This is a genomic window from Rhodococcus sp. NPDC056960 (genome assembly GCF_042674125.1).
GTDB lineage: Bacteria > Actinomycetota > Actinomycetes > Mycobacteriales > Mycobacteriaceae > Rhodococcus_F.
Map to the genome: position 1 here is coordinate 1 of NZ_JBHURF010000061.1, position 20,187 is coordinate 20,187.

The window sequence follows — 20,187 nt, forward strand, 5'->3', positions numbered from 1 at the left end:
GTCCAACAGTCCATCGAACGATTCCAACCACTCCGTGGTCTCATCCGGATCGATATCCGGCAGATACGACGCAACACCCTCACGGATGACGCGAATGGAACCGGCTCGGGCGTGGTCCGCGGAGGTCGTGGTCTGTTCGAGCAAAGGGATACTCCATCGTTGCGGGCGCGGGGTCGGGCGCCGTGGGATCCGCCCGGGGTGAGGGCGGGGACGTGACTACGGCTTCGCCAGCGGCCATCCGGTGATCTGCTTGGGCCGCGGGGGCGCGTACGTGCGCACCTTCGAAGTCGAGAGCCCCAACCCTACAAGAGATTCCGCCAATTTCACAGCCGCACTGACGCCGTCGACCACCGGAACGCCGGTGCGGTCCCGGATCCGGTCGTCGAGGCCGGCCATTCCGCCGCAGCCGAGGCAGATGACCTCCGCCTTGTCCTCGCGCACAGCGGCTTCGGCCTCGTCGACGATCGCCTCGATCGCGGCCTCGGGATCGGATTCCAGCGCGAGGACGGGCAGCCCGCTCGCGCGGACACTCGCGCACTTGGCGTCGAGGCCCGCAAGCCGGAGCCGGTCTTCGATGAGCGGGACGGTACGGTCGAGGGTGGTGACCACGGAGTACTTGTGTCCCAGCATCATTGCGACGCTCGCCGATGCCTCGGTGATGTCGACTACGGGGACGTCGAGCAGTTCCTGCAGGCCTTCCCGGCCGTGTTCGCCGTAGCCGGCCTGGATCACGGCGTCGTAGGGTCCCGGGTACGACCGCACCCGGTCCATCACCGCGATCGCGGCGAGGTAGCTCTCGAAGTTCCCTTCGACGGATTCCGCACCGATCTCCGGTGTGAGCCCGACGATCTCGGTGCCCTGTGCGGCGACGGCCTCGGCCTGCTTGGCGATCGCGTCCGTGATGGACGTGGTGGTGTTGACGTTGACGACGAGAATACGCATCGAAATCTCCTGTCAGTGCTCGCCGTGACCGCTGTCCACGGCGATCGACTCGCCGGACACGTCCACGTACTGCCGGGTGCGGTCGCCGACGACCGCGTAGATGGCCGCCGCCAGGCCCGCCCCGATGAACCAGGAGAAGGGGGCGACGAGATGGAAGGCGGGGACGATCGCGAACAGGGTGCTGACGAAGGCAGCCGGCACGAGAGCGTAGATCGCCCGCAGGTTGAACCCCTTGCGGTAGTAGTAGGTTCCGGTCGGGCTGTCCGAGTAGAGCGCGGGTACGTCGACCTTGGTGCGGCGGATGAACCAGTAGTCGACGAAGATGATGCCGAACAGCGGGCCGAGGACGGCGCCGAGGCCACCGAGGAAGTAGTTGATCACCACCGGGCTGTCGTACAGATTCCAGGGCAGCAGGACCACGCCGATGCAGGCGCTGATGATGCCGGCCTTGCGGAAGCTGATCTTCTCGGGAGCGAGGTTCGACAGGACGTACGACGGTGCGACGAAGTTCGCCATCACGTTGACGGCCATCGTCACGATGACGAGAGCGAGGCAGGCCAGCGACAGGAACAGGGTGCTGGGGATGACCGCGACGATGTCGGTGGGGCTGTCGATGATCGTCCCGTCGATCCGGAACTGGGCGCCGCACAGGATGAATGCGATGACGACGAACGCGAGGACGTTGACGAACAGGCCCCAGAAGTTGCCGCGCACGACGGCCGACTTCGACGGGGAGCGCCGCGAGAAGTCGCAGAAGTTGAGGATCAGGGTGCCGTAGATCGACATCCACAGGGCCGCGCCCGCGAACACCTGCCGCCACATCTCGCCACCGGAGGCCGGCTGATCGGACGCCCAGGCGATGGAGAAGTCGGTGCGGAACAGCATCCACAGGGCGAGGGAGCCGACCGTGACGAGGATCAGCGGGCCCGCGAGGCTCTCGAATTTCCGCACCGCCTCCATCCCGTAGATGAGGACGACGATCTGGATCGCCCAGATTCCGATGAAGCAGATCCATCCGAGGCTGGACAGTCCGAGGATCGAATTCTGGTCGAAGCGGTCGAGCGAGGGCGCGACGGCGACGAGGAAGATCCGGAAGACGATCGACGCCAGGTAGGTCTGGATTCCGAACCAGACGATCGCGATGACCGCGCGGACGATTGCGGGGATCTGGGCGCCGCGGATGCCGAAGCTGATCCGGCTCATCACGGGGAACGGCACGCCCGTCTTCTGTCCCATGAATCCGGCGTACGTCATCGCGGCGCAGACGATGACCGCGCCGATCATGAGCGACAGGATCATGTGGCCGCCGCCGAGCCCGAGCGCGAACAGGCCGATCGCGAACGAGTAGTTGGCGATGTTGTGGACGTCGTTGGTCCACAGTGTGAAGATGCTGTACGAACCCCAGCGACGGCCTGCGGCCTTCGTCGGCGCCAGGTCCGCGTTGTAGAGTTTCGGACTCGTCGTCGTGAGACGACCGGCGGGGGCAGAGTGGTCGACGGTGGTGTGCCGCGAGACTGTGTCGTCTATGAGCATGTGCCTGTCCTTGCGTGGCGACGAACGAACTTCCGTATCACGGAAAGCTTGTTCCATTGGTCTCTTCAAGTGTGAGCCAGGCAACAGTGGCGGTCAATGATTTCCGCAGGATATATCTTGCCGCCGCACCACCCGAGATACGACAAACCCGCTGCCGCACTGGATCTTTCGGATCCAGCGCGACAGCGGGCAGGGTCGGCGCAGCGTCAGGCCAGTCCGCGACTGAGCAGCCTACCGCGGGGCGCCTCGTCGAGGTCGATCCGCTTGCCGGCCAGCCAGGTACTGCGCACCACGCCGGCGAGGGCCCGCCGGTCGTAGGCGGAGACGGGATTCTTGTGCTGCAGGGCGGCCACGTCGACGACGAACGCCTCCTCCGGCGCGAACACCGCGAAATCCGCCGCATACCCCAGCGCGATGTGCCCCTTCGTGTTGAGCCCGACCTGCTCGGCGGGGTTCTCCGCCATCCAGCGGACCACGTCGTTCAGGCTGTGCCCGCGCCGTTTGGCCTCCGACCAGACCGCGGACAGCGACACCTGCAGCGACGCGATGCCGCCCCACGCGACACCGAAGTCGCCGATGTCGAACCGCTTGAGGTCGACCGTGCACGGGGAATGGTCGGTGACGACGCAGTCGATCACACCGTCGGCCAGTCCCTGCCACAGCAGCTCCCGGTTCCCGGCCTCACGGATCGGCGGGCAGCACTTGAATTGTGTTGCTCCCGAGGGTATTTCTTCCGAAACGAACGACAGGTAGTGCGGACACGTCTCCACCGTGAGTTTCACACCGTCCTTGCGGGCGGACGCGATCATCGGCAGCGCATCCGAGCTCGACAGGTGCAGGATGTGCACCCGGCACCCGGTCCATCGGGCCAGCTCGATGACCTCGGCGATGGCGAGATTCTCGGCGCCCCGCGGCCGCGAATCGAGGAAGTCCGCATAGTTCTCACCGCCCGGTGACGTCGCGCGGTCGATCGCGTGCGCGTCCTCCGCGTGCACGATCATCATCGCACCGAAACTCGCGATCTCCTTCAGCGCCAGTTCGAGCTCCGCCGGATCCAACGGCGGGAACTCGTCGACACCGGAGTGCAGCAGGAAACATTTGAACCCGAACACCCCCGCGTCGTGCAAGGCCCGCAGGTCCGGGACGTTGCCCGGCACCGCGCCGCCCCAGAATCCGACGTCGACGTACGCCTGATCGCGCGCGACCCGGCGTTTGACGTCGAGCGCCGCGGCGTCGACGGTCGGCGGGATGCTGTTGAGCGGCATGTCGACGATCGTGGTCACGCCGCCGGCCGCGGCCGCCCGGGTGGCGCTCGCGAACCCCTCCCATTCGGTGCGGCCCGGCTCGTTGACGTGCACGTGCGTGTCGACGAGACCGGGGATCAGCACCTCGTCGTCGCCCAGTTCGACGACGACCTCGGCGTCGAGCTGGGCGCCGAACGGTTCGATGACGACGATCCGGCCGTCCCGCACCCCCACGCAGCGGGCGACCTCCCCCGCCGCGGTGATCACCCGCGGTGCCCGGAACAGCAGGTCGAGCGGCTCAGACATCGTCATCACGACCTGCGCCCGTGCCTGCCACGCCACGCACCGCTGCCGCCACGGCAGGTGCGACCGCTGCGTCGAACACGCTCGGCACGATGTACGTGGCGTTGAGCTCCGACGGCGACACCGAATCGGAGATCGCCCGGGCGGCGGCGATGAGCATGTCGTCGGTGATCTCGACGGCGTGCGCGTCGAGCAGACCCCGGAACACGCCCGGGAACGCGAGGACGTTGTTGATCTGGTTCGGGAAGTCGGACCGGCCGGTCGCGACGACGGCGGCGTACCGCCCGGCCGCGATCGGATCGACCTCGGGCACCGGGTTGGCCAGTGCGAACACGATCGACCGCTCCGCCATCGTCTCGATGTCGTCGCCCGTCAGGATGTCCGGCGCCGAGACACCGATGAACACGTCCGCGCCGGCCAGAGCGTCCTGCAGCGATCCGGACCGCGAATCCGGGTTGGTGTTGTTCGCGATCCACGAGCGGAACGAGTCGGACGTGTCGTCGGGCGAGAGGATTCCGTTCCGTCCGCACGCCACTATGTTCGTCGCACCCTGCGCGACCAGCAGACGGATGATGGCGTGCCCGGCGGCGCCGACACCCGAAACCACGATCTTCACCGTGTCGAGGCTCTTCTCGACCACCCGCAGGGCGTTGGTCAGCGCGGCGAGAACCACGATGGCCGTGCCGTGCTGGTCGTCGTGGAACACCGGGATGTCGAGCATGTCGCGGAGCCGGGCCTCGATCTCGAAGCACCGCGGGGCGGAGATGTCCTCCAGGTTGATTCCCCCGTACACCGGTGCGAGGGCCCGGACGATCTCGACGATCGCGTCCGTGTCCTGAGTGTCCAGGCAGACCGGCCACGCGTCGACGTCCGCGAACTGCTTGAACAGCGCCGCCTTGCCCTCCATCACGGGAATCGACGCGGCGGCCCCGATGTTGCCCAGCCCCAGCACGGCCGAACCGTCGGTGACGACGGCGACGGTGTTGCGTTTGATCGTCAGCCGCCGCACGTCCTCCGGGTTCTCGGCGATCGCGGTGCACACCCGGGCGACACCCGGGGTGTACGCGCGGGACAGGTCGTCGCGGTGCTTGAGCGGAACCTTCGGCACCACTTCGAGTTTGCCGCCGAGATGGAGCAGGAATGTGCGGTCGCTGACCTTGCCCACCACCACCCCGGGCACGTCGGCGATCGCGGACGCGATCTGTTCGGCGTGCTCGACGTCGGACGCGTCGCACGTCACGTCGATGACCATGTGGTCGGGGTGGCTCTCGACCACGTCCAGCGCGGTCATGGCCCCCTTCACGGAGGCGACCGCGCCCGCGAGTGTCGACGTGGTGCCCGCGCCGACCGGGGCCGTGACGCGAACGGTGATGGAGTAACCGGGACTGGGATTGGGCATGACGTGCTTCCTCGGGGTCGTCGAAGGGATAGAGGTTCTAGCGGGGCGCCTGGTCGGCGACGAGCGTCTGATGGGTCTGCGGGAGGGCGTCCCACCACGTGCGGCGCGTCTCCGACAGCGCTGTCGCGTCGAGATCGCCGAACAGCCGCAGCCGGGACAGGCCGCCGTCGGGGTAGACGTCGAGCCGCAGGTGGGTGGCCGCCGCCGTGCCGTCCAGGACGAACCGGTGCCGCGTGTCGGGTTGCACGGCGGTGCGCGGCAGAAGTTCGGTCCATGCGCCCTCGTCGGCGATGTCGGCGGTGCGCGCGTCGGCGGTGCTCAGCCGCACCCAGCCGGGCGCGTTCCCCACGTAGTAGCTGGTGTCGATCTCGACGTGCCGTGGCCGGCCGGCCGCGGCGAGCGAGAACACGGCGAAGTCGTTGCCGCCGCCGCGACGCCGGGAGTTCTCCCAGCCCTCCCCCATGTTCCGGGCCCGGCCGGGAAGGATGATGTTCGCGGGTGAGGCGTAGAACGCGTCGGAGCAGCCGACGAGGCGGCCACCGTTCTCCGCGGCCAGCAGGTCGACCGTCCCGTCCAGGAACCGGGGGTCGGGGACCACCTCACCGTGCACGCGCAACCGCGCGACGCCGCCGTCGGGGTAGATCGACAGCCGCACGTGGGTCCACCGGTGCCGGTCGGCGACGGCGTAGGTGTTCTCGGCGTGCCCCTCGGCGGGGGACTTTTCGACGATGGTCTGCCAATCCGCCTTCATGACCTCTTCGATGGACGGGTAGCCCTCGATTGAGGCCGCCTCGATGGAAATGAAGGGCGGGTAGTTGCCCTTGAAATGTGCTGTGTCCACGACGATCCCGTGGATGATGCCGGCGGCGCCGAGCCGGACGATCGCGTAGTCGTGGCCGTCGTCCCGGCGGCGGCGGGTCTCCCAGCCGTCGTAGACCTTGCCCTTGTGCCCGAAGTCGGACGGGTCGAAGAACGGGGCCTCCGCCTTGATGAGGTTCTCCCGCTGGGCGAACAGTTCGTCGTTGGCCGCGGATACGCTCCCGCCGAGGGCTCGCGAGGCGAGGTCGGGCAGGGCGGTGAAATCGGCAGAAGTCATGATTCTCCTCGTGTGCTGAGTGTTGCGAGTTCGTCAGATGATGCGGCGATCGTGCAGCCGATCCGGCGCAGCAGTTCCGCCGCGTCTCTGATCGAACGATGAAGGTCCGGTTCGAGATCCGCGAGCGCGTAAGCCGCGGAGATACCGGCGCTGTGTAATTGAATGTCGCTGAGCAGATTTCGGCCGCAGACGGCCAGGACGGGGATGCCCGCCGCGCGTGCCTCGGTCGCGACGCCGATCGGGGCCTTGCCGTGGAGGCTCTGCTCGTCGAGTGACCCCTCGCCGGTGACGACGAGGTCCGCGGCGGCGAGCCGCCGGCGGAAGTCGACGAGGCCGAGGACCGTGTCGATGCCGGGCCGGGTGTCCGCCCCCAGCACCGACATCGCGCCGAACGCCGCCCCACCCGCGGCTCCGGCCCCCGCGACCCGGCTGTCGTCGCGGCCCGTCGCGGCGCGCACGACCTGCGCCCACCGCGTCATCGCATCCTCGAGCACGACCAGTTGCTCTGCGGCCGCGCCCTTCTGGCCCGCGTACACGGCGGTGGCGCCGCTCGGGCCGAGCAGCGGATTGTCGACGTCGCACGCGAGCCGGAACCGCGCCGACCGCGCGGCCGGGTGGAGTCCGGTGAGGTCGACCCGGGCCGCGCGGCGCAGGGCCGCCCCGCCCGGGGCGACGTCGTTGCCCTCGGCGTCGAGAACACGCACTCCGAGAGCCTGCAACAAGCCGGCACCGCCGTCGGTTGACGCGCTGCCCCCGAGACCGACGATGATCTCGCGGGCTCCCCCCTCCAGCGCGTGCCTGACGACGGTGCCGAGTCCGAATGTACTGGCACCCAGTGGGTCCGGCGTACCGACGGGCAGCAGGACCAGGCCCACGGCGGACGCCAGTTCCACCACCGCGGTCGAACCGCGCACCGCGTAGGAGGTGGCGACCGGCAGCCCCGTCGGGCCGGTGGTGCCGACCGGGACCGGGGTCCATCCCGCGGCGACGGCCGCCGCGACGGTGCCGTCGCCGCCGTCCGCCACCGGAACCCGGTCGATCACCCAGGCCGGGTCGCCGGCGACGAGTCCGTCGGCGAGGGCGTCCGCGACCTCCGCTGCGGTGAGCGATCCCTTGAACTTGTCGGGTGCGACCAGTACACGTGTCACGGTGTCCCCTAGTCCAACAGCATGAGTGCTGTGGGGGCGTGCTCGCCGATCTCCGCCAGGTCCTCGAACTCGGCGACGTTGTCGAGTTCGGTGCCCATCGCGATGTTGGTGACCCGCTCGAGGAAGACCTCGACCACCACCGGCACCTTGTGCTCACCGGCGAGCTGACGGGCCTTCTCCAGGGCGCCGGCGATCTCGCCCGGCTCGGTGACCCGCAGCGCCTTGCAGCCCAGGCCCTCGGCGACCTTGACGTGGTCGACGCCGTATCCCTTCGGGACCGCGGGCAGCGTCTCGTGCTCGCTGCGCTCCTGGGAATTGATGTTGTCGAAGCCGAGTTGGACGCAGAAGTCCATGTCGAACGCGCGTTGCGCCTGACGGATCAGACCCAGGTACGAGTTGTTCACCACCACGTGGATGTACGGCAGGTTGAACTGCGCGCCCACCGCCAGTTCCTCGATCATGAACTGGAAGTCGTAGTCGCCCGACAGCGCCACCACCGAGGTCTCCGGTTCCGCGGCAACAACTCCGAGAGCGGCGGGGATGGTCCAGCCGAGAGGTCCCGCCTGCCCGCAGTTGATCCAGTTGCGGTCCTTGTACACGTGCAGGAACTGGCCGCCGGCGATCTGGGACAGCCCGATCGTGCTCACGTACCGGGTGTCGCGCCCGAAGACCCGGTTCATCTCCTCGTACACGCGCTGCGGTTTGACGGGCACGTCGTCGAAGTGGGTCTTGCGCTGCATGGTGCGCTTGCGGGTGAGGCAGTCCTCGACCCAGGTGCTGCGGTCCGCCAGCGTCCCGGCGGCCTTGCGCTCCTTCGCGACGGCGACGAACAGCTCGAGCGCGGCCTTGGCGTCGGAGACGATTCCGTAGTCCGGCGCGAACACGCGACCGATCTGGGTGGGCTCGATGTCGACGTGGACGAACTTGCGGCCCTTCCGGTAGGTGTCGAGGCCACCGGTGTGCCGGTTGGCCCACCGGTTGCCGATGCCGAGGACGAAATCCGACGCCAGCATGGTGGCGTTGCCGTACCGGTGTGCGGTCTGCAGTCCGACCATCCCGGCAGCGAGACGGTGGTCGTCCGGGATGGTGCCCCAGCCCATCAGCGTCGGCACCACCGGAACGTCCAGTAGTTCGGCCAGCTCGACGAGCAGGTCCGCGGCGTCGGCGTTGACGATGCCGCCGCCCGCGACGATCAGCGGGCGTTCGGCGGCACCCAGCATGTCGAGGGCCTTCTCCGCCTGTGCGCGCGACGCGGCCGGCTTATACACGGGCAGGGACTGGTAGGTGTCCGGATCGAACTCGATTTCCGCCAACTGCACGTCGATCGGCAGGTCGATGAGCACCGGGCCCGGCCTGCCGGACCGCATCAGGTGAAATGCCTGCGCGAACGCTCCCGGAACCTGGGCCGGCTCGAGCACGGTCATCGCCATCTTCGTGACCGGGCCTGCGATCGAGGCGATGTCGACTGCCTGGAAGTCCTCCTTGTGCAGGCGCGCGACGGGTGCCTGTCCGGTGATCGCGAGGATCGGGATCGAGTCCGCCATGGCCGAATACAGGCCGGTGATCATGTCGGTGCCGGCCGGGCCGGAGGTGCCGATGCAGATGCCGATGTTGCCGGCCTTGGCGCGGGTGAATCCCTCCGCCATGTGGGAGGCGCCCTCGACGTGGCGGGCGAGGACGTGCTTGATCCCTCCGTGATCACGCATGGCCGAGTAGAACGGGTTGATCGCCGCACCGGGGAGGCCGAACGCCTGGGTGGCGCCTTCGAGTTCCAGGATCTTGACCGCTGCGTCAGCGGCGCGCATACGAGGCATATCACTTCTCCATCGAGGATTACGAGTTGAAACGGGTCACTGGGTGGGGCGGCCGGACAGCCGCTCCACTCCACGCAGCAATCCCGAATGGTCCAGGCCGCCATCACCGTTCGCACGGGCGGAGGCCATCAGCTGGGCGACGACTGCGCCGAGGGGCGTCACCACGCCGGCCTCACGGGCCGCGCTGGTCACGATGCCGAGGTCCTTGTGGTGCAGTTCGATGCGGAACCCGGGTTCGAACGACCGGTCCAGCATCTTCTGCGCCTTCTGGTTCAGGACGGCCGAACCGGCCAGCCCGCCGCCGAGCACCTCCACCGCGGCCGCGGTGTCGACCCCGTAGGCCTCGAGGAAGATGATCGCCTCCGCGAGGAGTTGGATGTTGCCGGCGACGATCAGCTGGTTGGCGGCCTTCACCGTCTGCCCGGAGCCGTTCGGGCCCACGTGGACCACGGTCTTCCCGACGGTGTCGAGGATCGGCCTGGCCGCCTCGAAGTCTTCCGGCGTGCCGCCGACCATGATCGACAGTGCGGCGTTGACCGCACCGGCCTCGCCTCCCGAGACGGGGGCGTCGATCAGCCGGAATCCGCGCTCGGACGCCTGCGCGGCGAGTGCCGTGGTGACGTCGGGACGGATGCTGGAGAAGTCGATGATCAGGGCACCGGCCGGGGCGTGCTCGAAGACTCCGTCCTCACCGGCGAGTACGGCCTGGACGTCGGGCGAGTCGGGGACCATCACGGCCACGACGTCGGCGCCGGCGACCGCCTTGGCGATGGAGTCGGCCGCGGTCCCCCCGGCCTCGACGAGCGCCGCGGTGCGCTCCGGCGAGCGGTTGTACCCGACCACCTGGTGTCCGGCCTTGGCGAGGTGAACGGCCATGGGGCTGCCCATGATTCCGAGTCCGATGAATGCGATAGTGCTCACGAGTGTCCTCGATTCCGTCGAAGTGGTGGTGGGTGTCAGCGGGCGGTGCGGGATGCGCGTTGATCGCGGGGCAGCCAGTCGAAGGTGTCCGGCCGCGTCGCCTTGTACTCGAGACCGACGTATCCGCGGTAGCCGTGTCCGGCGAGCTGCTTCAGGTAGCCGTCGATGTCGAGCGTTCCGGTGCCGGGTTCGCCGCGGCCCGGTGCATCGGCGATCTGCACGTGCCCGATCCGGTCGGCGTACGCGTCGATCGCGGCGCCGACGTCGTCGCCGTTGACCTGGAGGTGGTAGAGGTCCGCGAGGAGCCGGAGCGAATCGACACCGTGCTCGGCCTTGACCCGGTCGATCACGGCGATCGCCTCGGCCGCGGTCTTCAGCGGGTACGCCGGTGTGCCGCTGACCGGTTCGACGAGCACGACGGCACCGATGCGATCCGCCGCCTTGCCTGCCTGTGCGAGGTTCTCGGTGGCCACCTCGTCCTGCGCCTTCGGATCCGCGCCGTCGATACGATTACCATACAGGGCGTTGAATGCCTTGGTACCCAGACGTTCTCCGATTCCGACGGTGATGTCGATGTTGTCGCGGAACGCCGAGACCTGCGCCGGGTCGGACAGCAGTCCGCGATCCCCCGCCGGCATGTTCCCCGCCGCGAAGTTCAAACCGGTGAGCTGCACTCCGGCGTTCTCGATCGCCGCCACGAACGCGTCGACGTCGCTGTCCTGCGGTACGGCGGTGTCGAACGGCCACCAGAATTCGACGGCGTCGAATCCGGCGTCCCGGGCGGCCTGCGGACGCTGCAGGAGCGGCACGTCGGTGAGCAGGATCGAGCAGTTCAGGGTGTAGCCAAAGGTATCCATCGGATGTTCTTTCACTCGCGAGATGTTCAGGAGACTGTGGTGGTGTCGGGGTCGGGCAGACCCCGGTAGCGGCGCCAGCCGCCGTGATCGGTGATCTCGGTGAGTTCACCGGCCTTGCTCTCGAGCAGACCCGGTCGCAGCCCTACCGCCAGAACCGAACGGCCGTCGGCCAGTTCGATGACGGTGAGCTCGAGTTCCTCGGGCTCCTCCGGGAGGAAGTCGGTGCGAATGTCGCCGATCGGGACGTCGTAGAGTTCCCCCTCGATCGAGGCGCCGCCGCTCTCCGCCAGCAGCAGGGCGGGGAATTCGTCACGTACGGAGAAGAATCGGTAGTTCGGTGCGGTCCGGACCGTGCCGAGGAACGTGTGCGCGGATACGTTGTGATGGAGGTTTCCGCCTCGCATCGCTCCACCGTTGCAGAACAATTCAGCCATGTCAGCTCCTTCTTCCGTGGGCAGCGGCCGCCGTGTCCGGCGTGCCTGCCAGTTCGATCGCTACCTGCAGCAGCGCTTCGCGTAGTCGTTTCGTGTTGGCATCGAGCCCCTCCCGCACCAGGTCCTGGGTGACGGGCCACGGGGTGTCGCTGATGACGTCGTGGTCGGTGACCAGGGCGATGCACGTGTAGGACATGCCGAGCTCCCGGGCCAGCGCGGCTTCGGGGTACGGGGTCATGCTGATCAGGTCCCAGCCCTGCGCTGCGTACCAACGTGATTCGGCGCGGGTGGAGAAGCGCGGGCCACGGATCGCGACCATCACCCCGCCGTCGTTGACCACCCAGCCGTTCCGGCGGAGCGTCGACACCACCGCCCGGCGGCCGTGGGCGCAGAACGGGTCCGCGAACGAGATGTGCACGTCGTCGTCGTGGAAGGTGTCGTCGGTGCGGCCCGTGCGGTCGACCAGCTGGTCGGGCACGACAACCGATCCGACACCGATCGCCGGTCGCAGCGAGCCGGACGGGGTGGGAGCCAGAATAGTCCGCACACCCAGGCTGTGCAGCGCCCAGATGTTGGCGCGGGCATTGATTCGGTGCGGCGGGATGTTGCGGTGGCGCCCGGTGCGGGTCAGGTAGGCGAGCCGGCGGCCGCCGGAGGACCCGAGGACGATGCTGTCCGAGGTCGGTCCGTACGGGGTGTCGACGTCGATCTGCTCGGCGTCGTCGAGGAGTCCGTGGTAGCCCCAGGTGCCGAGCAACCCGACGGTGGGCTGGGTGTCAGGCATGGTGCTTCACCGTTCCTTCCGCCGCTGCGTTCGTGGTCAGCACGTCGGGCCTCTCGATCGCCGGCTGGGCCGGTGCGTCGGCGAGGTGTTCGTGCCCCGGGTGCGGGTGGACGGTGACGTCGTCCGGGTCGTCGGGCGTGATCTTCCCGTCGAGGACCGCCTGCATCTTGTCCTTGTCGAGCAGTCCCTCCCACTTCGCGACGACGAAGGTGGCCATGCAGTTGCCGAGCAGGTTCGTGAACACCCGCATCGAATCCATGAGCCGGTCGGCACCGAGCAGCAGCGCGACGGCAGCGACCGGGAATGCGCCGATCGCGGCGGCGGTCGCGGACAGCGCGACGAAGGCAGAGCCCGGCACACCCGCCATTCCCTTGGAGCTGAGGATCAGGATGCCCATGATCGCGATCTGCTCGCCGAAGCTGAGATCGACGCCCACGGCCTGCGCGAGGAACATCATCGCCAGCGACAGGTAGATCGCGGCGCCGTCGAGGTTGAACGAGTAGCCGGTGGGGATCACCAGACCGACGACGGCGCGGTCGCAGCCCGCGTTGTCCAGCTTCTTGATGATGCGGGGCATGACGGCCTCGGAGGATCCCGTACCCAAGGCGAGCATGAACTCCTCGCGGCAGTACTTGATGAACTTCCACGCATTCACGCCGGTGATCAGCTTGACGACGATCGACAGCACGACGATGAAGACGAGGGCCGCTCCGTAACACGCGAGGATGAGTATTCCGAAGGATTTGAGGGAGCCGGCACCGTAGTTGCCGACGGTGAACGCCATCGCGCCGAAGGCACCGATCGGGGCCAGGTACATGATGTAGCCGACGATCCGGAAGATGACGTGCAGCGCCTGGTCGATCACGTCCATCAGGACCGGCGGAGCCGACTCGCTGAACGACGCCAGCGCGACACCGAACAGGATCGAGAACAGCAGCACCTGCAGCAGATTGTTCTGCGCGAACGCATCGAACACGCTGGTCGGGATGATGTGCATGACGAACTCGACGCCGCCGGGCAGGTGCCCGCCCTGCGTCTTCTCGTCGAGGGCGGTGGTGTCCAGCGTTGCCGGGTCGATGTTGAGACCGCTACCCGGGTGGACGAGATTGCCGACCAGGAGGCCGAGGCCGAGCGCGCAGGTCGTCGCGGCGGTGAACCAGAGCAGCGCCTTGCCGCCGATCTTGCCGAGCGCCTTCATGCTGCCGACCTTGGCGATGCCGGTGACGATGACCAGGAAGATCAGTGGGGCGACCACCATTTTGATCAGCTTGATGAAGCCTTCGCCCAGCGGCGCCAGGTGATGGGAAAACTCGGGGAACAGGACGCCGGTGGCGATGCCCAGGGCGATGCCGATGAGCACCTGGACGAAAAGCGATCTGTACCAACGCTGCTTGGGGGGTTTCGCAGCGATTTCGACTTCAGACACGGGGCCCTCCCTTGGGGCTTGGTGTTTTTCCATGATGTGGAAGTTGTATTTCGTATCTCGATATAGTGAACGCCGTCACACCCCGTTTTGTCAACCGATGCGGCGGAGGAATCGTCGCGATCCGCCCAAATCGCGCTATCGTCATCCGGACGGGTTTTTCCGCTTCATGGAAGGTCCCGACGCTCGCGACATCACGACCGGGGAGGCACGACATGGAGCCGACGACGACGAACACGCAGACGCCGGCCGGCGGGGTGCAGTCGGTGGAACGCGCCTTCGAACTGCTGGAACTCATGGCGAGCGCAGGCGGGTCGATCGGCGTCAGCGAACTCGCCGAGTTGGCCGGTCTGCCCCTGCCGACGATCCACCGGCTCATCCGCACCCTCATGAACCGCGGATACGTCCGGCAGCTCCCCACCCGGCGGTACGCGCTCGGTCCGAAACTGATCAGGCTCGGCGAGAGCGCCACCCAGCTGATCGGCGCGTGGTCACGGCCCCACCTGTCCGAGTTGGTGAAGGGCACCGGCGAGACCGCGAACATGGCCGTGCTCGACGGAACGATGGCGGTGTACGTCGCGCAGGTGCCGTCGCAGCACTCCATGCGGATGTTCACCGAGGTCGGCCGACGCGTCTACACCCACTGCACCGGTGTCGGGAAGGCGCTGCTGCTCCAACTGTCCGACGACGCCGTCCGATCCCTGGTGGCCCGCACCGGAATGGCATCCTATACGGAGAATTCCCTCACCGATCCCGATTCGCTGATCGCCGATCTCGAACTGAGCCGGCAACGCGGATACGCCATCGACGAAGGTGAGCAGGAGATCGGCGTCCGCTGCTTCTCGGTGCCCGTCCCCAACGCGCCCACACCCACCGCCATTTCGATCTCCGGGCCCGCGGCGCGCGTCACCCTCGAATCCGCCGACCACATCGTCCCGATGCTGAAACGCGTCGCCAAGGAACTGGGCACCGAGTTCGACAAGAACGCCGCCCTCTGACCCGAGCCTGACTCAGCGGTACGCGGACTCCAGCATCGGTTCGGTGGCGACGACCTTTCCGTCGCCGTCGACGATGGTCAGCGCGGACGGGGTGACGCGATATTGGGTGCCGTTGCCGGTGTTGGTGGCGACGAACCCGGACCCGTTCGGGGTGGGGTCGTCGACGGAGATGGCGGCGCCGTCGCTGATGCGCACGCCCTGGTAGTAGTAGCGTCCGACGCCGGTCTGACATACGACGACCAGCGATTTCGCGGTGCGCCCGATGAACGCGGCCGGGTTGGTGTAATTGCATCGCGCGTCCGAGGGCGGCAGGAAGCCCTGCTCGTCGGTGCCCGACACCTCCCCGACCAACGGCGGCGGCGCCGCTGTCGTCCGCGGGGTCGTCGTTCGCGGGGTAGTCGTCCTCGTCGGGGGCTCGACCGTCGACGGCGGTACGGGTGCCGCCGACTCGATCGACGTCCGCACGGCAGGTGGCTGCACCACGGTGCTCGCTGCGGTCGTCGACGGGTCGTCCGACCTGTTGCGGTCCAGGACCAGCCAGGCGACCACGCCTCCGAGTGCGAGGATCGCCACGACCAGCAGGGTCACCATCACCGGCACGGCGGTGGACCGGGACTTCTGCGGCGCCGGACCGGACGCGTAATAGTTCGACCGCGGCGGTGGCGGGTTGTGCGGCGGCGGCGCGACCGGGCCTCGCGGGACGCTCGTCGGCGGGTACTCCGGTGGCCGGCCCACACTGTCGATCCGGGTCGGCGCGGGTCCGCCCGGTGTTCCCGACAGGGCGGCCCGGGCGGCGGACGCGAGTGCGCCCGCCGTCCGGTACCGCGCGTCACGGCCCTTGGCCAGACCGGTCGCGACGACGCCGTCGAACGCGGCGGGGATGTCGGGGCGGATCGCGCTCGGACGCGGAGCGGGCGCCGCCAGGTGCGCTCGGATCGCGCTGCTGATGCTGTTCGACGGGAACGGGATCGCCCCGGTCAGGCATTCGTGCAGCACACACGCCAGCGAGTAGACGTCGGCCCGGCCGTCCACCGGGGCATTGTCGAACCGCTCCGGCGCCATGTAGGCGTAGGAGCCGACCGCGCTGCCGAGGGTGGTGAGCCGCAGGTCCGAACTCGAGTGGGCGATCCCGAAGTCCACGAGGTACGCGAAATCGTTCGCCGTGACCAGAATGTTCTCGGGCTTCACGTCCCGATGGACCAAACCGTCCGCGTGTGCGGCGTCGAGGGCCGAGGCGATCTGCTCCACGATCACGACCGCGCGCGCCGGGTCCATCGGGCCCTCGGCACGCAGCAGTGAGCGCAGATCGCGGCCGGGGACGAGGCGCATGTCGATGTAGAGGACGCCGTCGATGGCGCCCCAGTCGTGGATCGGGATGACGTGCGGTTCCTGCAATCTCGCGGCGGCGTGCGATTCGCGACGGAACCGCTGCTGGTACGTCTCGTCCTTCGCCAGTTCCACGTCGAGGAGTTTCAGGGCGACGGTGCGCCCCTTGACCGTGTCGAACGCCTCGTAGACCTCGCCCATCCCGCCGCGCCCCAACAGCGCGCGCAGTTGGTACTGCCCGAACTGCGTGCCGATCCGCGACCCTGCCGCCATCTTCCCGTCCCCTCGACGGCCGCGTTCGCGGCACAGACCTCCCGACCGGGCCTGATTCTTCCCCATCGCAGAGGGATCCGACACCGAGGATGGTGCGCCTCGCCATCAACAAAGGTTGACGGATCCCTCCCATCAACATAAGTTGATGACTGTGACTGACGATCCCGACCCGGCCACCGCGTTCGCCGCCGTCGTCGCGCTGCGACGGCAGGCCGATCAACTCGAGCGCGACGCCGTCACCCACGCACTCGCCGCCGGCTGGACCTGGGCGGACATCGGTCAGGCGCTCGGCGTCTCGGGTCAGGCGGCGCACAAACGCCTCGGCCCGGGACGGTCGGGCGGCACGAAGACGAGAGGCGCACGATGAGAGTCACCCGGGCATGGCGCGACATGCGCACGATGAAGACCTTGTTCGCCGAAACCGAGGCGGAGGGCGACCGGCTGGGCGACCGCGAACCTGGCCTCGAACACCTCCTCCTCGGGTCGTTCGCACTGCCCGACGGCACGGCCGGACGAGTGTTCGAGCAACTCGGCTCGAGCCGGGACGCCCTGCGCGAGGCCATCGTTCGCGTGCACGGCGACGCGCTCACGGCAGTGGGCTTGGGCGACCCCGGCGCGGCGACCAGTGCACTGAGCCGCCCCCGGACGGGCCCATTGCGGCTGACCGAACCGGCCCAGGGCGCGTTCCGCAATGCGGTGGCACTCGCGAAATCGGAACGGCGACCGATCGCCGGAGCCGACGTCGTCGCAGCGGTCGCGACCGTCACCCACGGCACCGCGGCGCGAGCGCTGGAATCACTCGGACTTCCGCGATCCGCCGTCGTCGAGGCGGCGCGGGCGGCGTCGGCGGGCTGAGCGGACGCCCCGCCCCGATACGACCCGGCGCGCGGATAGGCTCGTGATGTGGTTCTCGCTAGCTCTACTTCGGTGTCACCGGCTGACGTTCTCGGTTCCATGCGGGACGTCATCGACGGTCCGCTGCCCGACATCGCGGTGCGCTTCTCCAAGTTCCTCGCCGACATCTGGCCGCACACCGCGCTGGTGATCTTCACCCGCGAGTGCACGGGCCGTCCCCGCAAGGTCAGCGGGGACCCGGCGGTCGTCGAGCGCGTCACCATCGCCGAACTGGACACGTTGCGCACCCGGATGACCGAGGGGACTCCCCTCGACGATCAGGCGGTGATCGCCGGTTCGAAGCGGAAGGTGTGGGCGCTGCTGGACCCCACGGGCACCCTGCTCGTCGCCCTCCCGAAGCCGCGGCAACACATTCGGGAGGTCCCGCTGGTGGCCGGCGCGTTCGGTGTCGTCGCCGTGTCGATCCGTCATCAGGTGGCGCAGGCCAGCCCGGCGTACCTGGCGGAGTCGCGAGCGGCGTCGAGCGAACGGGCCCGGACCATCGTGGAATTGACGGACCTCCACGCGGCGACGCTCGAATCGATCCTGTCGACGCTCCGGTCCAACGACCTCGACGACCGGCGGTCGCGGATCACGGCGAGCGAGACGGCGTCCGCGGCGCTGGTGACCCTGCGCTCCGCGGGCGAGTCCGACCGCATCCTCACCGAAGAGGCCGTCACCACCGCATTCGCCCGGCTGCAGGGCGAACTCCGGCCGCTGCTTCAGCATCGTCCTGTCCGGGTCGACTACGTCGATCCCCCGGTCGACGGTCGCGCGCTGCCCGGCGAGGTGGCCCACGCCGCGAGAGCCGTCGTGCGCAGCGCCGTCCTCGCGTTCGCGGCGCAGACCGCCCTCGAACGGATCCGCATCGCGTGGGATTGCGACGGCGCGAACCTCCTCGTCGAGGTACGCGACGACGGCGACGGCGGTCTCGACACCGACGCGCTCGTGCGTCAACTCTCAGGCCGGGTGCACACGCTCGGTGGCCGCATCGACGTCGAGTCCGTCGACGGGTGGGGGTCCCGGGTCGCGGTCGCGATCCCGCTCGACCTGCCGGCCGCGCGACCCGACGAGCAGCAACTCGGCGACCTCAACCCTCGCGAGTTGGAGGTGCTGGGACATCTGGCGACGGGTAAGCGGAACAAGGCGATCGCCGACAGCCTCGGCATCAGCGAGAGCACCGTCAAGTTCCACGTCGCGGGTGTGCTGAAGAAGCTCGGTGTGGCGTCCCGCGGCGAGGCGGGGGCGATTGCACTCGAGGCCGGCATCCGCGCGGACGCCACCGGCAGGCACTGACCCCCAGGTGAGTGGCAAAGTGTGCGGGAGCACGCTTTGCCACTCACGTCAGGTGATGCGGTCGGGGTGGGTGTAGAGGTTCATGGTGGTGCCGCGGAGGAAGCCGATGAGGGTCAGTCCGGTGTCGTGGGCGAGGTCGATCGCCAGCGAGGAGGGGGCGGAGACGGCGGCGAGGATGGGGATGCCGGCCATCACCGCTTTCTGCGCCAACTCGAACGACGCCCGCCCGGAGACGAGCAGGACGGTGCCGCGCAGCGGGATGCGGCCCTGTTCGACGGCCCACCCGATGAGTTTGTCGACGGCGTTGTGCCGGCCGACGTCCTCCTTGATGGTGAGCAGTTCCCCGGTGCGGGTGAACAGGCCCGCCGCGTGCAACCCGCCGGTGGTGTCGAACACCTTCTGCGCCGCCCGCAACCGGTCCGGCAGTTCCGCGATCGTCGCGGCCGGCACCCGCACCGTGTCCGCGGCCGGCGAATACCGGGTGCGTTGCCGGATCGCATCCAACGACGCCTTCCCGCACACCCCGCAGGAGGAGGTGGTGTAGAAGTTGCGCTCAATGCCGGTGTCGGGCAGGAACACCCCCGCCGCCAGATCCACATCCAGGACGTTGTAGGTGTTCACCCCGTGCTCGTCGACGCTGTTGCAGTACCGGATCGACGCGATGTCGCCGCGGTCGGCGATGATGCCCTCGGTCAGCAGGAACCCCTGCGCCAATTCCACATCCGAGCCCGGGGTGCGCATCGTCACCGCCAACGGGGTCCCGTTCACCCGGATCTCCAGGGGTTCCTCCACCACCACGGTGTCCGGGCGGGTGGTGTGCCGGGTGTCGGTGATCCGGGTGACCGGGGTCCGGGTCGTGACCCGCCCCATCAGGGCCGCCGTTTTTCGAGGCGGATGCGGATGGCCTTCGACACCGGGGTGTTCGACTTGGTCGCGACGTGATCGAGCGGGATCAGCGGGTTCGTCTCCGGATAGTAGGCGGCCGCATTCCCCTGCGGTGTCGGGTACGGCACCAGCCGGAAATCCTCGGCGCGCCGTTCCTCCACGGTGCCGTCCGGGAGGGTCCATTCGGAGATCAGGTCGACCCGGTCCCCCGCCGTATACCCGAACGCGGTGATGTCGAGTTCGTTGATGAACAGGACGCGGCGGCCGCCCTTGACGCCGCGGTAGCGGTCGTCGAGACCGTAGATGGTGGTGTTGTACTGATCGTGGCTGCGCATGGTCTGCAAAATCAGTTTCCCGGCCGGCACGGGAACCCACGACAGGTCGTTGACGACGAAGTTCGCCTTCCCGGTCCCGGTGTCGAAGCGGCGCTCGTCGCGGGGTGGGTGCGGCAACCCGAACCCGTCCGGGGCCCGGACCTTGGTGTTGAAGTCCTCGAAGCCGGGGATCACCCGGGCGATGGAGTCCCGGATCCGGTCGTAATCGACCGAGAACTGCGCCCAGGGCACCGCATGGTCCGGCCCGAACAACGCCTGCCCGATCCCGCAGACGATGGCGAC

At 68.4% G+C, this 20,187-nt stretch carries 18 protein-coding genes and 1 pseudogene; 4 read left to right on the forward strand and 15 right to left on the reverse strand.

Annotated features, from left to right (window positions below; genetic code table 11):
- Positions 1–216 precede the first annotated feature (216 nt).
- From ACFTWF_RS44110 to dctA, 12 genes are all read right to left on the reverse strand, one after another.
- On the reverse strand, positions 217–942 hold the full coding sequence (locus ACFTWF_RS44110; protein ID WP_378467366.1) for an aspartate/glutamate racemase family protein: 726 nt from the start codon (positions 940–942) through the stop codon (positions 217–219).
- A gap of 12 nt (positions 943–954) precedes the next feature.
- Positions 955–2,475: an NCS1 family nucleobase:cation symporter-1 gene (locus tag ACFTWF_RS44115; RefSeq protein ID WP_378467367.1), complete on the reverse strand. Its 1,521-nt coding sequence runs from the start codon at positions 2,473–2,475 to the stop codon at positions 955–957.
- A 206-nt stretch (positions 2,476–2,681) separates the two neighbouring features.
- The gene (gene allB / locus ACFTWF_RS44120) at positions 2,682–4,025 is read right to left on the reverse strand and encodes an allantoinase AllB (protein ID WP_378467368.1); all 1,344 of its coding nucleotides are present in this window, start codon (positions 4,023–4,025) and stop codon (positions 2,682–2,684) included.
- Positions 4,018–5,421 (reverse strand): NAD-dependent malic enzyme, encoded by a 1,404-nt coding sequence (locus tag ACFTWF_RS44125; protein ID WP_378467369.1) that lies wholly within the window; start codon positions 5,419–5,421, stop codon positions 4,018–4,020. The genes allB and ACFTWF_RS44125 overlap by 8 nt, the downstream gene beginning before the upstream one ends.
- A gap of 37 nt (positions 5,422–5,458) precedes the next feature.
- Entirely contained in the window at positions 5,459–6,517 is a 1,059-nt protein-coding gene (alc, locus tag ACFTWF_RS44130) for an allantoicase (protein ID WP_378467370.1), read from the reverse strand.
- A complete protein-coding gene (locus tag ACFTWF_RS44135; RefSeq protein WP_378467371.1) occupies positions 6,514–7,665 on the reverse strand; it encodes a glycerate kinase in 1,152 nt (383 codons plus the stop codon). Before ACFTWF_RS44135 ends, alc begins: the two co-directional genes overlap by 4 nt.
- Positions 7,666–7,673: 8 nt before the next feature.
- Positions 7,674–9,479 carry a glyoxylate carboligase gene (gene gcl / locus ACFTWF_RS44140; protein ID WP_378467372.1) on the reverse strand — a complete coding sequence of 602 codons (1,806 nt, stop codon included), beginning with the start codon at positions 9,477–9,479 and terminating at the stop codon, positions 7,674–7,676.
- Between the two features lie 36 nt (positions 9,480–9,515).
- Positions 9,516–10,400, reverse strand: coding sequence for a 2-hydroxy-3-oxopropionate reductase (locus tag ACFTWF_RS44145; RefSeq protein ID WP_378467373.1), 885 nt, complete (start codon positions 10,398–10,400; stop codon positions 9,516–9,518).
- A gap of 35 nt (positions 10,401–10,435) precedes the next feature.
- Positions 10,436–11,257, reverse strand: coding sequence for a hydroxypyruvate isomerase family protein (locus ACFTWF_RS44150; RefSeq protein ID WP_378467374.1), 822 nt, complete (start codon positions 11,255–11,257; stop codon positions 10,436–10,438).
- Positions 11,258–11,283: 26 nt separating this feature from the next.
- Positions 11,284–11,691: a gamma-glutamylcyclotransferase gene (locus ACFTWF_RS44155; protein ID WP_378467375.1), complete on the reverse strand. Its 408-nt coding sequence runs from the start codon at positions 11,689–11,691 to the stop codon at positions 11,284–11,286.
- 1 nt (position 11,692) lies between these two features.
- Positions 11,693–12,475: an MTAP family purine nucleoside phosphorylase gene (locus tag ACFTWF_RS44160; protein WP_378467376.1), complete on the reverse strand. Its 783-nt coding sequence runs from the start codon at positions 12,473–12,475 to the stop codon at positions 11,693–11,695.
- On the reverse strand, positions 12,468–13,901 hold the full coding sequence (gene dctA, locus ACFTWF_RS44165) for a C4-dicarboxylate transporter DctA (RefSeq protein ID WP_378467377.1): 1,434 nt from the start codon (positions 13,899–13,901) through the stop codon (positions 12,468–12,470). The genes ACFTWF_RS44160 and dctA overlap by 8 nt, the downstream gene beginning before the upstream one ends.
- Before the next feature lie 212 nt (positions 13,902–14,113).
- Here dctA and ACFTWF_RS44170 point away from each other — a divergent pair, with 212 nt between their 5' ends.
- Complete coding sequence (locus ACFTWF_RS44170) at positions 14,114–14,896, forward strand: IclR family transcriptional regulator (RefSeq protein WP_378467378.1); 783 nt, start codon at positions 14,114–14,116, stop codon at positions 14,894–14,896.
- 12 nt (positions 14,897–14,908) lie between these two features.
- On the opposite strand, the gene ACFTWF_RS44175 is transcribed toward ACFTWF_RS44170, so the two are convergent.
- Positions 14,909–16,495, reverse strand: coding sequence for a serine/threonine-protein kinase (locus ACFTWF_RS44175; RefSeq protein WP_378467383.1), 1,587 nt, complete (start codon positions 16,493–16,495; stop codon positions 14,909–14,911).
- A gap of 151 nt (positions 16,496–16,646) precedes the next feature.
- Here ACFTWF_RS44175 and ACFTWF_RS44180 point away from each other — a divergent pair, with 151 nt between their 5' ends.
- The 3 genes from ACFTWF_RS44180 (at position 16,647) to ACFTWF_RS44190 (ending at position 18,685) form a co-directional block, all read left to right on the forward strand.
- Positions 16,647–16,862 carry a hypothetical protein gene (locus ACFTWF_RS44180; protein WP_378467379.1) on the forward strand — a complete coding sequence of 72 codons (216 nt, stop codon included), beginning with the start codon at positions 16,647–16,649 and terminating at the stop codon, positions 16,860–16,862.
- Complete coding sequence (locus ACFTWF_RS44185) at positions 16,859–17,350, forward strand: Clp protease N-terminal domain-containing protein (protein WP_378467380.1); 492 nt, start codon at positions 16,859–16,861, stop codon at positions 17,348–17,350. Before ACFTWF_RS44180 ends, ACFTWF_RS44185 begins: the two co-directional genes overlap by 4 nt.
- A 99-nt stretch (positions 17,351–17,449) precedes the next feature.
- Complete coding sequence (locus ACFTWF_RS44190; protein WP_378467381.1) at positions 17,450–18,685, forward strand: LuxR C-terminal-related transcriptional regulator; 1,236 nt, start codon at positions 17,450–17,452, stop codon at positions 18,683–18,685.
- A gap of 48 nt (positions 18,686–18,733) precedes the next feature.
- Here ACFTWF_RS44190 and fdhD read toward each other — a convergent pair whose 3' ends face one another.
- Together fdhD and ACFTWF_RS44200 are read right to left on the reverse strand one after the other, a co-directional pair.
- Positions 18,734–19,555, reverse strand: coding sequence for a formate dehydrogenase accessory sulfurtransferase FdhD (gene fdhD / locus ACFTWF_RS44195; RefSeq protein ID WP_378467382.1), 822 nt, complete (start codon positions 19,553–19,555; stop codon positions 18,734–18,736).
- Positions 19,555–20,187: pseudogene (locus ACFTWF_RS44200) on the reverse strand (hypothetical protein); the annotation flags it as partial. The gene fdhD and the pseudogene ACFTWF_RS44200, both read right to left, overlap by 1 nt.

Excerpts from the sequence above, each read along its gene's own strand:
- ACFTWF_RS44110 (WP_378467366.1), bottom strand. The coding sequence starts at position 942 with ATGCGTATTCTCGTCGTCAACGTCAACACCACCACGTCCATCACGGAC.
- ACFTWF_RS44115 (WP_378467367.1), bottom strand. The coding sequence starts at position 2,475 with ATGCTCATAGACGACACAGTCTCGCGGCACACCACCGTCGACCACTCT.
- allB (WP_378467368.1), bottom strand. The coding sequence starts at position 4,025 with ATGTCTGAGCCGCTCGACCTGCTGTTCCGGGCACCGCGGGTGATCACC.
- ACFTWF_RS44125 (WP_378467369.1), bottom strand. The coding sequence starts at position 5,421 with ATGCCCAATCCCAGTCCCGGTTACTCCATCACCGTTCGCGTCACGGCC.
- alc (WP_378467370.1), bottom strand. The coding sequence starts at position 6,517 with ATGACTTCTGCCGATTTCACCGCCCTGCCCGACCTCGCCTCGCGAGCC.
- gcl (WP_378467372.1), bottom strand. The coding sequence starts at position 9,479 with ATGCCTCGTATGCGCGCCGCTGACGCAGCGGTCAAGATCCTGGAACTC.
- ACFTWF_RS44150 (WP_378467374.1), bottom strand. The coding sequence starts at position 11,257 with ATGGATACCTTTGGCTACACCCTGAACTGCTCGATCCTGCTCACCGAC.
- ACFTWF_RS44155 (WP_378467375.1), bottom strand. The coding sequence starts at position 11,691 with ATGGCTGAATTGTTCTGCAACGGTGGAGCGATGCGAGGCGGAAACCTC.
- ACFTWF_RS44160 (WP_378467376.1), bottom strand. The coding sequence starts at position 12,475 with ATGCCTGACACCCAGCCCACCGTCGGGTTGCTCGGCACCTGGGGCTAC.
- ACFTWF_RS44170 (WP_378467378.1), top strand. The coding sequence starts at position 14,114 with ATGGAGCCGACGACGACGAACACGCAGACGCCGGCCGGCGGGGTGCAG.
- ACFTWF_RS44175 (WP_378467383.1), bottom strand. The coding sequence starts at position 16,495 with ATGGCGGCAGGGTCGCGGATCGGCACGCAGTTCGGGCAGTACCAACTG.
- ACFTWF_RS44185 (WP_378467380.1), top strand. The coding sequence starts at position 16,859 with ATGAGAGTCACCCGGGCATGGCGCGACATGCGCACGATGAAGACCTTG.
- ACFTWF_RS44190 (WP_378467381.1), top strand. The coding sequence starts at position 17,450 with ATGCGGGACGTCATCGACGGTCCGCTGCCCGACATCGCGGTGCGCTTC.
- fdhD (WP_378467382.1), bottom strand. The coding sequence starts at position 19,555 with ATGGGGCGGGTCACGACCCGGACCCCGGTCACCCGGATCACCGACACC.